12 protein-coding genes are annotated in these 14,378 nt (G+C 64.6%); 4 read left to right on the top strand and 8 right to left on the bottom strand.

Annotation, left to right across the window (positions count from 1 at the left end):
• Nucleotides 1-318: 318 nt before the first annotated feature.
• From Q4S45_RS06750 to Q4S45_RS06715, 8 genes are all read right to left on the bottom strand, one after another.
• The gene (locus Q4S45_RS06750; RefSeq protein WP_305510325.1) at nt 319-2,220 is read right to left on the bottom strand and encodes a family 2A encapsulin nanocompartment cargo protein cysteine desulfurase; all 1,902 of its coding nucleotides are present in this window, start codon (nt 2,218-2,220) and stop codon (nt 319-321) included.
• Between the two features lie 8 nt (nt 2,221-2,228).
• Entirely contained in the window at nt 2,229-3,182 is a 954-nt protein-coding gene (locus Q4S45_RS06745) for a family 2A encapsulin nanocompartment shell protein (RefSeq protein WP_305510323.1), read from the bottom strand.
• A gap of 131 nt (nt 3,183-3,313) precedes the next feature.
• Complete coding sequence (locus tag Q4S45_RS06740) at nt 3,314-3,556, bottom strand: helix-turn-helix domain-containing protein (protein ID WP_305510321.1); 243 nt, start codon at nt 3,554-3,556, stop codon at nt 3,314-3,316.
• Nucleotides 3,553-4,476: a serine O-acetyltransferase EpsC gene (gene epsC, locus Q4S45_RS06735; RefSeq protein WP_305510320.1), complete on the bottom strand. Its 924-nt coding sequence runs from the start codon at nt 4,474-4,476 to the stop codon at nt 3,553-3,555. The genes Q4S45_RS06740 and epsC overlap by 4 nt, the downstream gene beginning before the upstream one ends.
• Entirely contained in the window at nt 4,476-4,946 is a 471-nt protein-coding gene (locus Q4S45_RS06730) for a rhodanese-like domain-containing protein (protein ID WP_305512065.1), read from the bottom strand. The genes epsC and Q4S45_RS06730 overlap by 1 nt, the downstream gene beginning before the upstream one ends.
• A 712-nt stretch (nt 4,947-5,658) precedes the next feature.
• A complete protein-coding gene (locus Q4S45_RS06725; protein ID WP_305510319.1) occupies nt 5,659-6,150 on the bottom strand; it encodes a hypothetical protein in 492 nt (163 codons plus the stop codon).
• Between the two features lie 348 nt (nt 6,151-6,498).
• Nucleotides 6,499-8,061 carry a galactarate dehydratase gene (garD, locus tag Q4S45_RS06720; RefSeq protein ID WP_305510317.1) on the bottom strand — a complete coding sequence of 521 codons (1,563 nt, stop codon included), beginning with the start codon at nt 8,059-8,061 and terminating at the stop codon, nt 6,499-6,501.
• Nucleotides 8,062-8,073: 12 nt separating this feature from the next.
• On the bottom strand, nt 8,074-9,477 hold the full coding sequence (locus tag Q4S45_RS06715) for an MFS transporter (RefSeq protein ID WP_305510316.1): 1,404 nt from the start codon (nt 9,475-9,477) through the stop codon (nt 8,074-8,076).
• 187 nt (nt 9,478-9,664) lie between these two features.
• Between Q4S45_RS06715 and Q4S45_RS06710 the strand changes: the two genes are divergently transcribed.
• The 4 genes from Q4S45_RS06710 (at nt 9,665) to Q4S45_RS06695 (ending at nt 14,301) form a co-directional block, all read left to right on the top strand.
• On the top strand, nt 9,665-10,414 hold the full coding sequence (locus Q4S45_RS06710) for a FadR/GntR family transcriptional regulator (RefSeq protein WP_305510315.1): 750 nt from the start codon (nt 9,665-9,667) through the stop codon (nt 10,412-10,414).
• A 268-nt stretch (nt 10,415-10,682) separates the two neighbouring features.
• Nucleotides 10,683-11,597, top strand: a complete 915-nt coding sequence (gene kdgD, locus Q4S45_RS06705; protein WP_305510313.1) for a 5-dehydro-4-deoxyglucarate dehydratase — start codon at nt 10,683-10,685, stop codon at nt 11,595-11,597.
• Nucleotides 11,598-11,614: 17 nt separating this feature from the next.
• Nucleotides 11,615-13,192: an aldehyde dehydrogenase (NADP(+)) gene (locus tag Q4S45_RS06700; RefSeq protein ID WP_305512064.1), complete on the top strand. Its 1,578-nt coding sequence runs from the start codon at nt 11,615-11,617 to the stop codon at nt 13,190-13,192.
• Nucleotides 13,193-13,224: 32 nt separating this feature from the next.
• Entirely contained in the window at nt 13,225-14,301 is a 1,077-nt protein-coding gene (locus Q4S45_RS06695; protein WP_305510311.1) for a porin, read from the top strand.
• Nucleotides 14,302-14,378: the final 77 nt, after the last annotated feature.

The following is a 14,378-nucleotide window of genomic DNA, read 5'->3' as shown; positions in this document are numbered from 1 at the left end:
CGGATCGCCCTGCAGAGGTTCGTTGGCAAAATGCCAAGCAGGGCCGGTGAGGTGGTCAGTTTCATCATTGGGGAGGATTCATGCAAGCGCGCCCGCCAGATAATAAACGATGCGGGTCGAAATTGCATTTAGGAAAACATCGCGGTGAGGCGTAATTTCCACGCTTTTCGGGTGCGTGGGATGGGGACAACGCAAGCCTCGGCTACCGTCCGGGAGCTAGCTTATCAGGGTTGGCGCCATTGGTGGCCGTGCCCGTAAAAATGAAAATGGGGCCAGGTCCGCCGGACCTGACCCCGATGCTGCGAACATCCCCTTTGTCTACAGCGATCGCCCGCGTCCGGCCAAGCCGCGCACCACCTTCACCAGCAGGTCGATCTCATCGAAGGTGTTGTAGAACGCCAGCGATGGCCGCACCGTGGTCTCCGTCCCGAAACGGCGCAGGATAGGCTGGGCGCAATGGTGCCCGGTGCGCACCGCGATGCCCTGCTCGTTGAGCGCGTCCCCGACCTCGGCGGTGCTGTACCCGGCCAGCAGGAACGACATCACGCTGGCCTTGCCGGCGGCAGTGCCGATCAGGCGCACGCCCCTGATCGCGCCCAGCTCGCGCATGCCGTACTCCAGCAGCTCGTGCTCGTGGCGGGCGATGTTTTCGATGCCCACCCGGCTCACGTAATCGAGCGCCGCGGCCAGACCGGCCGCATCGGCGATGTTGCCGGTGCCCGCTTCGAACTTGTTGGGAATCGGCTGGAACACGGTCTTCTCGAAGGTGACGTCGGCGATCATGTTGCCGCCGCCCTGCCACGGCGGCATGTCCTCGAGCACTTCGCGCTTGCCCCACAACGCGCCGATCCCGGTCGGGCCGAACACCTTGTGGCCAGAGAAGACGAAGAAGTCGGCGCCGAGGTCCTGCACGTCGGTGCGCATGTGCGAGACCGACTGGGCGCCATCGACCAGCACGCGGGCGCCGGCGCGCCGCGCCATCGCGGCGATTTCCTTCACCGGCGTGACCGTTCCCAGCGCGTTCGACACCTGCGTGATGGCGACCAGTTTGGTGCGATCGTTCAGCAGCTTCTGGTATTCGTCGAGCAGCACCTGGCCGCTGTCGTCCACCGGAATCACGCGCAGGCGCGCCCCCTTGGACCTGGCCAGTTGCTGCCACGGCACGATGTTCGCGTGGTGCTCCAGGTGCGAAACGATAATCTCGTCGCCCTCCCCGATGTGCTGCGCCCCCCAGGTCTTGGCGACCAGGTTGATCGCCTCGGTGGCGCCGCGCACGAAGATGACTTCGCTGACCTCGGGCGCATTGATGAAGCGGCGCACAGTTTCGCGCGCGTTCTCGTAGGCGTCGGTGGCGCGCGCGGCCATCGTATGGGCGGCGCGGTGGATGTTCGAGTTCTCATGCGCGTAATACTGCGCGAGCCGGTCGATCACCGCTTGCGGCTTGTGGGTAGTGGCGGCGTTGTCGAACCATACCAGCTGGTGGCCGTTGATGCGCTCCTGCAGGGTCGGGAAATCGCGCCGCACGGCGTGGACATCGAAGCCCGCATGACGCCCGCCGCCTGCCAGCGGCGCGCCGGCGTGCGGGGCCGGGGTGACGTAATCGTTGGGCAGCACCACCGCATCGACGAAGTAGTACTCGGGCGCGCCAGTCGCCGGCAGTGCCGGGGCCGGCGCGGGCGACATAACCGGCGCCTGCGGCACGGCCGGCGCGACCAGCGCGTCGAGCGGGTCTGGCGTCGCCGAAGCGGGATGGCCATTGCCGTGCTCGAGGAAGTAGTAGCTCGCAATCGGGTCCGCCGACAGCGCCGGTGACGACGGCGGCGCCACACCGAGCAATGCCCCGCCGAGGCGCGGCTCGTAGCCCGGCACGGCGCTGTGCACCTTGTCGGGCACGCCATTGCCGGCGACCGCATCCGGCAACAGCGACGGCGCCCGGTTGCCCATGGACAGAACCGGTGTCGGCGAAGCCGGCAGCAAATTGGCGCCCGGCACCTGACCCTGCGGCATCGGCGTTCCCGGCACGCCGGGGCCGAAGCCTGCCGGACTGGCGAGGGGCGAGCCCGGCGGGGCAATATTGGCCGGCGCCTGCACCCCGGGCGGACCCGAGGGCAAGGCGCCGTACAGGGCGCTGGCCATCTGCGCCAGCAATGCCGGGTCGAACGGCGCCACGGGCGCCACCAGATCCGGCGCCGACGCGCGCGAGGGACTAGGAAGGCTCATGGCGCGCCTTACTTGTAAGTATCGGGATAGTCGTGATACTTGCCGATCTCCACATCGTCAAGCACCGCCAGGGCGTCGCTGGCGAGCACGGCAAGCGAGCAGTACAGCGAGATCAGATAGGACGAGATCGCGTGATGGTTGATGCCCATGAAGCGCACCGACAGCCCCGGCCCCTGCTCGCCCGCCAAGCCCGGCTGGAACAGGCCCAACACCCCCTGGCGCTTTTCACCGACGCGCAGCAGCAGGATCTTGCTCTTGCCATCGGCCACAGGCACCTTGTTCGATGGAATCAGGGGAATCCCGCGCCAGGTGACGAATTGCGAACCGAACAGGCTGACGGTGGGCGGAGGCGTGCCGCGCCGGGTGGCCTCGCGGCCAAACGCGGCAATGGCCAGCGGATGGGTCAGGAAAAATGCCGGCTCCTTCCACACCTTGGTGAGCAGCTCATCCATGTCGTCCGGTGTCGGCGCGCCGCCCGCGGTCAGCGGAAAGATGCGCTGCGAATCGGTCACCTGGGCCAGCAGGCCGTAGTCCGGATTATTGATCAGCTCGCTTTCCTGGTTCTCCTTGATCGTCTCGATCGTCAGGCGCAGCTGTTCCTTGATCTGGTCGTGCGGGCTGCTGTACAGGTCGGACACGCGGGTATGCACGTCGAGGATCGTCGACACCGCGTTGAGCACATACTCGCGCGGCCGCTCCTCGTAGTCCACATAGGTGCGCGGCAACTGATTTTCGTGCTCGCGCGCGGTGCAGCGGACCTTGATCGCCTCCGGGTTGCGCACCTTGTTGAGGCGATACACGCCCGCCTCCACCGGCGCCCACTGCAGCAGGTGGGTCAGCCAGCGCGGGCTGATGGTCTCGAGCTGGGGAACGCTTTTGGTGGCGTTGGCAAGTTGCCGCGCCGCGAAATCGCCAAGAACGGCCGTGCCGTCGATTGTGCCTGTAACTTCACCCTCTGCCATGTGATACCCCCGGTAAAAAAGGAAAGAAAAGAAGCGCGAGAAAGAATTCTGATCAGGAAACTCAGACTTAGTTTCTCGGAATGCACTTTCCTCTTCAACCGTCTATCGCCACCAAGCAGTGTGTGTGTAAATTAAGCGACAGCGATGCTTTCACCGCGGCCCACCAGCGCCGACGGCGCCAGTCCGAAGGCGTCGGCCAGCTTGGCCACGGTGCATAGCGACACGGAGACGTCGCCGCGTTCGATTTCGCCGACATAGGAGCGGTTCAGGCCGGCCTGCTCGGCCAGTTGCTCCTGCGACCAGCAGCGCTCCTCGCGCAGGCGGCGCACCCCGATGCCGAAGCTGCGGCCCAGCGTCGCGGCGGACGCGCTCATGCCGCGCGGCCCTGGGCGCTGACCACTTCCTCGCGCGAGGCGGCCTGGGAAATCCGCGCGCCCGGCGCCACGTCGTGGGTCAGCCAGACGTTGCCGCCGATGACCGCACCCTTGCCCACCGTGATACGTCCCAGCAGCGTGGCGCCGGCGTAGATGACCACCTCGTCTTCCAGCACCGGGTGGCGCGGCAAGCCTTTTTGCGGGTTGCCGTCGGCGTCGGTGGGAAAGCGCTTGGCGCCCAGCGTGACGGCCTGGTACAGGCGCACGCGCTGGCCGATGACAGCCGTTTCGCCGATCACGACCCCGGTGCCGTGGTCGATGAAGAAGCCGGCGCCGATCTGCGCGCCCGGATGGATGTCGATGCCGGTGGCCGCATGCGCCAGTTCGCCGACGATGCGCGCCAGCATGGGCAGCTTGAGCTGGTACAGACAGTGCGCCAGGCGGTAGTGGATCATCGCCAGCACGCCCGGGTAGCACAGCAGCACTTCGTCCACGCTGCGCGCGGCCGGGTCGCCCTGGTAGGAGGCGAGCACGTCGCTGTCGAGCAAGGAGCGAATGCCTGGCAGGGCGGCGCCGAAAGTGCGCGTGGCCTCCAGCGCTTCGGCGGCGGCGTCCACGCCGGTCAGCCGGTGCAGCGCCGCGTTGTAGGTCAGCTCAAGGCAAGCCTGGCGCAGCAGCGAGTGCAGGGCCGAGTCGAGCGCATGGGCAACGTGATAGTCCTCGCTTTCCTGGCGCAGGTCGGGCGGCCCCAGCCGCATCGGAAACAGCACGCCCTTGAGCTGGCCGATGAGCGCCGCCATCGCGTCGCGCGAGGGAAACTCGATGCCACGCATTTCGCCTTCGCGACGGTGGGCCTGGCGCCAGTGACGGCGCGCGTCGTGCAGCTCGTGCACGATGGAGTCGATGTCGAAGAGCGCCATCAGCTTTGCACCCAGGGAAGGCCATGCGCGCGCCAGCCGTTGCGGTGTCCGCGCTGCTCACTGGCGTCGAGGTCGCCCTCGAAGCCTTCCAGCACGCTGTACACCAGCGCCGCGCCGGCCTTGGCCGCCGCCTCCGCCGCGAGCGCCGAGCGTTTGCCGCTGCGGCACAACAGCAGCGCGATCTTGTCCTTGCTGCCGAGCCTGGCCAGCAGCTCGCGGACAAACCGCGGGTTCCGAATCAAGGCCGTGCCGGTGGCCCAGGGCACATGCACGCTGCCGGGGACATACCCGACGAAGACGCGCTCCTCGTTGCTGCGGACATCGACCAGCAAGGCCTGGCCGCGGGACGCGAGCTCCCAGGCCGCCGGAGGGCTGATGCGGCCCGCATAGGGCAAGCCGTGGCTGATGGCATCGACGCGGGCGTCGGCCAACGCTGCAGGCAAATTAATTTCCGGTAATTCGAACGGCATGGCGGTTCCCTTCCGGTACAAGGTTGCAGACAGGACGCGCCCAAAGTTGGCGCGATAATGCCTCAACTGTACGGAGAACACCGCCGGTTTCAAACGAACATATTGGCACAAGCTCATGAGTAAAATGTCAAAGCCTGAGGAAATCTTCGCAGCTGGAATCATGAAGGTCGCGCCTATGAAGTCCACGTCGTAATCCCCTGCAAAATCAGTGCGTGCAGAGGTAGGTCAAACTGAGAGCGGATTCGTGCAATCGCAACAGGAGAGCGATCACCTTCACCAATTCCAGCGAACAACATGTTCTTCGCCCTGGGGCAAGCGCAACGTCTTTCGACCAAACACTTTATGCCGGTCTGGCGAACCAACGAGAGCGCCGGAGAACGGGTCAGCCCCATCCTTCCGTCGCGCGAACCCGGGCTGATTCTCGGGCGATTCCATGTGCCAGCACACCTCCCCCGTCGCCGTGGGAATACGTCAACGTTAACATAAACTCACGATATCGCCGCTGTAAATAGTCCCTATTAGAAGGAACAGGTAGCCCACTTGGTGGGTCCGCCAATGTCGAACGTATCGGTTGCGTTTTTCGATTTGAGCGTTACATGAACAATGAGTGCACGTCGCGCCGCACGAAGAATCCGATGCGCCTCCGCTGGCCACGGCGCCGGAGTTATGCCTACGATCATTTTGTCAGCCGCTTCCCTAGCTGCTCAGGCCCTTAAGTGGGCGCGTCGGCCCTCCCGACTTCCCACCCACGCTCCAAAGAGTAACTTACGAACAGATTCTCCGGTCCGAACAGATGGAACAACTCGTCATCATCTGAAAAGATTCCAAGAAAATCTATATGTGTGTCGTCGGATAGTCTCACGCAAACGTCGTGCGGGGAGTTTAGTTCAATACCCGACACGCTACCAATTTGCAGAGCCGCCACTTTGTCGTTAAGCTCCTGCAGATTGTCCACTAAGTCATGACTTCCACAGACGACCCTGCCCTTTTGAACAATTCGCCAGGCGCCCCGGTATGAACCGAGTCTCCATTCTCCCGGAATAGGAATTGACAGGTCAGAACCTATCTGCAAAGCATTATTTCCAAATTCGAGTGCTAAACTCCGCATCCGACCGACCGCCTTGCGGCGACAGGGCTCTCTACTAAGACGTTCAATTATGGGTTTGATGAATTCCACAAAATCGCCGGCGTTTACTTCAACCATGTGGACACTTCCTCTCCCGCAGCTTCGTGCATCTTGTTTAAATTTTGCCTTTGTCCAGTCGACCAGGTGGTCCAAATCGTGTTAACCGGACGACAAAGCCGCTACCGTAATCCCATAAACGAGCCGTGTGCCAAGCGAACTGCCCAATTTGGATTGGGCCATCTCCCACTCCGGCATGCACCACGATTTTCGTCCCGCATTCGAATACTACTCAACTTTGCGTACCAAATGGAAATATACAATGGAGCGATGGGCCGGTTTCTCGCGGTGTGAGCATAAAAAAACCCGCTTGAACCAAGCGGGTTGAACTATTTTACGAGCAAAAATAGCAGGGAGAAATAGTGTGCGTCAGGTGATCGGCGCCGGGTTGAACAGCGTGAGCGCATTGTGCAGCTTCCAGTGCTCGGCCCAGGTCTTCTTGCCGCTGGCGACATCGAGCATCAGCCGGAACAGCTCCCATCCCACCTGCTCGATGGTCGCCTCGCCGGTGGCGATGCGGCCGGCATTCACATCCATCAAGTCGTGCCAGCGCCGCGCCAGGTCGTCGCGCGTGGCCACCTTGATCACGGGGACCGCCGCCAGGCCGTACGGCGTGCCGCGCCCGGTGGTGAAGATGTGCAGGTTCATGCCCGCGGCCAGCTGCAAGGTGCCGCAGACGAAGTCGCTGGCCGGCGTGGCCGCGTAGATCAGCCCCTTCTGCTTCACCTTTTCGCCCGGCGACAGCACGCCGGAGATCGGGCTGCTGCCCGACTTGACGATCGAGCCCATGGCCTTTTCGGTGATGTTCGCCAGCCCGCCCTTCTTGTTGCCGGGCGTGGTATTGGCGCTGCGGTCGACGCCGCCCTTTTGCAGATACTCGTCGTACCAGGCCATTTCGCGGATCATCGCATCGGCCACTTCCTGGCTGACCGCGCGCGACGTCAGCTGGTCGATGCCGTCGCGGACTTCGGTCGTCTCGGAGAACATCACGGTGGCGCCGGCGCGCACCAGCAGGTCGGTCGCGAAACCCACCGCCGGATTGGCCGTCACGCCCGAAAACGCATCGCTGCCGCCGCACTGAACGCCCACCACCAGGTCGGCCGCGCTGCAGGTCTCGCGCCTGCGCTGGTTCAGCGCCGCAAGCCGCAGCCGCGCCATCGCCATGATCGACTGGATCATCGACTCGAATCCCACGTGCGCCTCGTCCTGCAGCGTGACGATGTACGGCCCGTTCTGGATGGGGATCGCTCCCTCCGGCAGCAGCCGCGAAGGCTGCAGCTTCTCGCAACCGAGGCTGACCACCATCGCCTGCCCGCCGAAGTTCGGGTTCAGGCTGATGTTGCGCAGCGTGCGGATCGGGATGATCGCGTCGGGCGCATCGATGGCGACGCCGCAGCCGTAGGTATGCTCGAGCCCCACCACGTCGTCCACGTTCGGATAATCCGGCAGCAGTGCGTCCTTGATGCGTTTGACCGCATGTTCGACCACGCCGGCCACGCACTGCACGGTGGTGGTGATCGCCAGGATATTGCGGGTGGCGACGCTGCCGTCGGCATTGCGGTAGCCCTCGAACGTGAAGCCTTCGAGCGGCTCGGCCGGCGCCGGCAGGCGGGTCGATACCGGCAGGCCGTGCAGCTCGCGCGGCGGCGCCATGCGCACCACGGACTCTTCGATCCAGCTGCCCTGTTCGATGTCACGCACCGCGTAGCCGATGACGACGTTGTAGCGCAGGATGGCGGCGCCTTCGGCGATGTCCACCAGCGCCACCTTGTGCCCCTGCGGCACCCGCGTCTTCAACACGAATTCGCCAGGGAACTCGGCTCCGGCGGGCAGGCCACCGTCGTTGACCACGATCGCCACATTGTCGTTGGCGTGCATGCGGATGTAGAGCGGCTTGCTGGCCGCCGGCATGAAGACAGGTGCGTTACCCATGATGTGATTTCCTTACTTGCTGGCTGCGGTGTTGAACGCAACCGGCGCATCGGCCTTGCGCGCTGCGGGGCCATGTTTGAATTCGACGCGCTTGATCTCGCCGACGATAACCAGGTAGCAGAAGATCGCCACCGCGGCGTTGGCGCCGACGAATACCAGGGCGCCGGCAAACGAACCAGTGGCCTGCAGGATGTAGCCGATGGCGATCGGGGTCGTGATGCCGGCGGTGTTGCCGAAGGTGTTGAACAAGCCGCCGCTCAAGCCGCCCGCCTCTTTCGGCGAGGTGTCCGACACCACCGCCCAGCCCAAAGCGCCAATGCCCTTGCCGAAGAACGCCAGCGACATCATCGCCACGACCAGCCAGTCGGCGGTCACGTAGTTACAGACGATCATGGTCATCGCCAGCAGCATGCCGCAGACGATCGGGGTCTTGCGCGCCGCCGACAGCGAGTAGCCGGCCTTGAGCATGCGGTCGGAGACGAACCCGCCCAGGATCCCGCCCAGGAAGCCGGCCACCGCCGGCAGCGCGGCGATGAAGCCGGCCTTCAGAATCGTCATGTGACGCTCGGTGACCAGGTACACCGGGAACCAGGTCAGGAAGAAGTAGGTCAGCGTGGTGATGCAGTACTGGCCGATGTACACGCCCAGCAGCATGCGGTTGCCCAGCAACTGCTTGATGATCGGCCAGGTGTCCAGCTTCGGCGCCGCGGCGACCGGCTGGCGGCTTTCGAGGTCGACCAGCGCGCCGCCCTTTTCGATGTAGTCCATCTCGGCGGCGTTGATGCGCGGGTGGTCTTTCGGGCCGTAGATGGTCTTCTGCCACACGAACGCCATGACGATGCCCAGGCCGCCCATCACGTAGAAAACGCTCTGCCAGCCGTAGGTGTGCACCAGCCATCCCATCAGCGGCGCAAACAGCACGGTGGCGAAGTACTGCGCCGAGTTGAAGATCGCCGCGGCGGTGCCCCGCTCCTGCGTGGGGAACCAGGCCGACGTGATGCGGCTGTTGCCGGGGAACGAAGGCGCCTCGGCCGCGCCCACCAGCAATCGCAGCGTGAACAGCAGCGCGACGGCGGCGGCTCCGGTGAAGAAGCCCACGGTGCCCATCAACATGGTGAACACCGACCACAGGAAGATGCTGAAGAAGTAGGTGATTTTCGAGCCGAACTTGTCGAGCAGCCAGCCGCCTGGCAGCTGGGCCAGCACGTACGACCAGGCGAAGGCGGAAAAGACAAAGCCCATCTGCACCGGCGAGAGGCCAAGCAGCTTCTTGATTTCCGGGCCGGCGATGGAAATGGTCGCGCGGTCGGCGTAGTTGATCGTGGTGATGAGGAACAGCATCGCCAGGATGCCCCAGCGAACGCGGGATGCCTTGGCGGAGTTCGGTCCGGCCGTGTTGGTATGCAGGGTCTTCATTGTGTCTCCTAATATACTGCTTTCGGCTCTGCGTGCACTTGGGCGCCTTGTCGGCGTCGTTGCTTTTGTTGCAGCGGCTTGAGGTGGGTGTCATCAGTCGTCTGACAACCGATGTCGTAGTATAATCAGCAAAAATCGAAAACGCAATCAGCTTTTTTCCACTATTTTTTTGTCCTGGCCACCGTCAATGAATACATCCTCGCTGCCTTCGGCGCCACCCAAGAAGCACCGCAACCTGGCCCAGGGCGTCGTCGCGCACATCACCGAGAGCATCCGCGACGGCTCGCTCGATCCGGGCGACAAGCTGCCCACCGAATCGGAAATCATGCGCCTGCTGGGCGTGAGCCGCACCGTCGTGCGCGAGGCGATCTCGCACATGCAGGCGGCCGGCCTGGTCGAGACGCGCCACGGCATCGGCACCTTCGTGCTGGAGCCACCGCCCGCCCACACGCTGGGCATCGACCCGAACACCGTCATCACCATGCGCGACGTGCTGGCGATCCTCGAGCTGCGCATCAGTCTCGAAGTGGAAGCGGCGGGCCTGGCCGCCAGCCGGCGCAGCGACGCCCAGCTGCAGCAGCTGCGCACTGCCCTCGACACCTTCCATGAAAGCGTGCGCGCCGGCGCGGACACCGTGCCGTCCGATGTGCAGTTCCACCTGCTGATCGCGCAGTCGTCGGGCAACCGCTACTTCCACGATATCCTCAGCCACCTTGGCACCAATATCATTCCGCGCTCGCGCCTGAATTCGGCCAAGCTGGCGCAGGACGATCCGGCTGTCTATATGGAGCGCGTGATCCACGAGCACGAAGACATCTTCAATGCGATCAAGCGCCAGGACCCCGAGTCCGCGCGCGCCGCGATGCGCATCCACCTGTCGAACAGCCGCGAACGGCTGCGCCGCGCGCAGGAAATGATCGAAGGCGCCAGCCAGTAATATCGAGTCCGCGCCAATCGAAGGGAGGGGTCAGGTCCTGCGCGACCTGACCCCATTTTTATTCGCAGCGATCAGAGTAACCGCGCTGCGTTTTCACCGCGGACCAACAAATGGGGTCAGGTCCGCAGGACCAGACCCCTCCCTCCTCAAACTCCAACAAATAATCGACATCCCGGCTTGCGATCCGATTTTTTATGTTGTACGATGACTGATAACAGCGATGGACATCCAGTCGCTTCCTTCCACATCACTCAATGGCGCACCCGACATGTTTACTCCACAAGACCTGAAACAGATCCTCTCCTCCGGCCTGCTGTCGTTCCCGATCACCGACTTCAACGCGCAGGGCGACTTCGTTCCTTCGACCTATGCCGACCGCCTCGAGTGGCTGGCCCCGTACGGCGCGACCGCCCTCTTCGTCGCCGGCGGCACCGGCGAGTTCTTCTCGCTCACGCCCGAGGACTACACCCAGGTGGTCAAGGTCGCCGTCGAAACCTGCCGCGGCAAGGTGCCGATCCTGGCCGGCGCCGGCGGCCCCACCCGCACCGCGATCGCCTACGCGCAGGAAGCCGAGCGCCTCGGCGCCCACGGCATCCTGCTGATGCCGCACTACCTGACCGAAGCGAGCCAGGACGGCCTGGTCGAACACGTCGCCGCCGTCTGCGCCTCGGTCAAGTTCGGCGTGGTGATCTACAACCGCAACGTCTGCAAGCTCAATGCCGACTCGCTGCTGCAACTGGCCGACCGCTGCCCCAACCTGATCGGCTTCAAGGACGGCGTCGGAGAAATCGAAACCATGGTCAGCATCCGCCGCAAGCTCGGCAACCGCTTCACCTACCTGGGCGGCCTGCCGACCGCCGAAGTGTATGCGGAAGCCTACAAGGCGCTGGGCGTGCCGGTGTATTCGTCGGCCGTCTTCAATTTCATCCCAAAGACCGCGATCGAATTCTACGAAGCCGTGCGCACCGGCGACAGCGACACCACCTCGCGCCTGATCGACGACTTCTTCCTGCCGTATCTGGCGATCCGCAACAAGAAGGCCGGCTATGCAGTAAGCATCGTCAAGGCCGGCGCCACGCTGGTCGGCCATACCGCAGGCCCGGTGCGCACGCCGCTGATCGACCTCAATCCGCAGGAATGCGAACAGCTCGGCGCGCTGATCGCGACGCTCGGCCCCCAATAAAAGGAAACTTCATGTCCATCACCCTCAACGGCGAATCGCTGGTCGGCGCCTCCGCATTCAAAGGCGGCGCGGCTTTGTTCCGTGCCATCGATCCGTCCACCGGCCGCGAAATCGAGCCGGCCTTCGGCGCCGCCACGCTAACGGACGCCGAGCGCGCGTGCGTATTGGCCGAACAGGCGTTCGACAGCTATCGCGACACCACGCCTGAACAGCGCGCCGCTTTCCTGGAACAGGTCGCGCAGAACATTCTGGACCTGGGCCCGGCGCTGATCGAGCGCGCGATGCAGGAATCCGGCTTGCCGCAAGCGCGCCTCGAGGGCGAGCGCGGACGCACCGTCGGCCAGCTGCGCCTGTTCGCCAAGGTAGTGCGCGACGGCCGCTGGCTGGGCGCAGCGCTCGATTCGGCCCTGCCCCAGCGCACGCCGCCGCGCCCCGACCTGCGCCTGCGCAAAATCGGCCTCGGCCCGGTCGTCGTCTTCGGCGCATCCAACTTTCCGCTGGCGTTTTCCGTCGCCGGCGGCGACACCGCATCGGCGCTGGCCGCCGGCTGCCCGGTGATCGTGAAGGCGCACGGCGCCCATCCTGGCACCTCGGAGCTGGTCGGCAAGGCCCTGCAGGCGGCGGTCGCGAGTTGCGGCATGCACGAGGGCGTGTTCTCGATGCTGCATGGCGACGGCCGCACCATCGGCCAGGCGCTGGCGGCGCATCCGGCTGTCAAGGCGGTCGGCTTCACCGGCTCGCGCGCGGGCGGCATGGCGCTGGTGCGCGCCGCGGCCCAGCGCCCGGAGCCGATTCCCGTGTACGCGGAAATGAGCAGCATCAATCCGATGTTCATGCTGCCGGAAGCGCTGTCGCAAGGCGCCGCCAAGATCGGCGCCGACTTCGTCGATTCGCTGACGCTCGGCTCGGGCCAGTTCTGCACCAATCCCGGCCTGGTCATCGCATTGGAAGGCCCCGCGCTCGAAACCTTCATCGACGCCGCCGCTACCGCCCTGCAGGGAAAGACCGGCGCGACGATGCTCACGCCAGGCATCCATGCTGCGTTCAACGGCGGCGTGGACAAGCTGTCGAAAGAAGCCGGCGTGAAGCTGGTCGCGCGCGGCCAGTACGGCGCCACCGTCTGCGCCGGCCAGCCGGCGCTGTTCGTTACCGACGCCGCCACCTTCCTCGCCAACCCTGCGCTGGAGGACGAAATCTTCGGCGCCGCTTCGCTGGTGGTTCGTTGCGCCGATGTCGCGCAGTTTCGCGAAATCGCCGAGCACCTCGACGGCCAGCTGACCGCGACGATGTTCGTGTCCGAAGGCGACCGTGACCTGGCGCGCTCGCTGCTGCCGGCGCTCGAGCGCAAGGCCGGCCGCGTGCTGGTGAACGGTTTCCCGACCGGCGTCGAAGTGTCGCATGCGATGGTGCACGGCGGCCCGTTCCCCGCTACCTCCGACAGCCGCGGCACGTCCGTCGGCGCCTCGGCGATCGACCGCTTCCTGCGTCCGGTCAGCTACCAGGACATGCCCGCGTGGCTTCTGCCGCAGGCGCTGCAGGACGACAACCCGCTCAACTTGTGGCGGGTGCGCGACGGCGAACTTTCGCAAGCCTGAACACTCTTACTACTACAACGACTGGAGACACAATGAACAAAACCATCATCGCCGCCCTCCTCGCCGCCGGCGCGGGAGCCGCATCGGCACAGACCAACGTCACCATCTACGGCATCGTCGATGCTGGCCTGGTGCGCGAAAGCGGCGGCGTCGCCAACTACACCAAGATCACCAGCGGTGTGGGATCGGCGTCGCGCATCGGCTTTCGCGGCACCGAGGACCTGGGCGGTGGCATGTCGGCCCTGTTCACGCTTGAAACCGGCGTCAAGATCGACACCGGCGAAGTGGACACGGCAGGCACCATCTTCAATCGCCAGGCCTTCGTCGGACTGAAGACCAATGTCGGCACCGTTACGCTGGGCCGCCAATACACGCCGTGGCACCAGGCGCTGGCGCAGGTGGCAGATCCCTTCGGCACCGGCTATGCGGGCACGTCGAAGAACCAGTTTCCCGATTCCGGCACCAACGTCCGCACCAGCAATACCATCATCTATTCCGCGCCGGTGACCATGGGCGTCAGCGCCGACGTGGCGTACAGCGTCGGCGAGCAGGCGGGCAGCAGTTCGGCCGGCCGCCAGTTCGGCGGATCGATCGGCTACTCGAATGGTCCGCTGAACGTGCGGCTGGCCTACAACAACAAAAATTCCGATGTGGCCGCGGCGCCTGGCGTCACGGCGGTCAACCGCGACATCGGCACCAACACGCTGCTGGCGGCGAACTACGACTTCAAGGTGGTCAAGGCCTACATCGCGTATGGCGTCGACAAGGGCTTCAACAGCGCGCCGCTGGGCAATGCCAACAACCCGTTCGGCGGCGTCAAGCCAACGCCGTCGACCGACGGCAACGAGATCCTGCTGGGATTGTCCGCGCCGGTCGGAACCGGCACCCTGCTGGCGTCGGTGATGCGCAAGGACGACAAGACCAGCTTCAACCAGGACTCGCGCGCGTGGGGCGTGGGTTATTTGTATCCGCTGTCGAAGCGCACCAATCTGTATACGGCGTACGGCCGGATCCACAACAAGAACGGTGCGGGCTATACGGTGGCGAACAACACCGAAGCCGGTACGGGCGACAAGGCCTTCAACCTGGGCGTGCGTCACACGTTCTGATTTTGATTGTCGTACCTGCGCAGGCAGGTACCCATGCTGAATATGCTGTGTATGGGTACCTGCCTTCGCAGGTACGA

The organism is Massilia sp. R2A-15, assembly GCF_030704305.1.
Taxonomy (GTDB): Bacteria; Pseudomonadota; Gammaproteobacteria; order Burkholderiales; family Burkholderiaceae_D; genus JAFCUW01.
The sequence above is the reverse complement of the archived record's forward strand: the minus strand, read 5'-3'. Positions and strand labels throughout refer to the sequence as shown.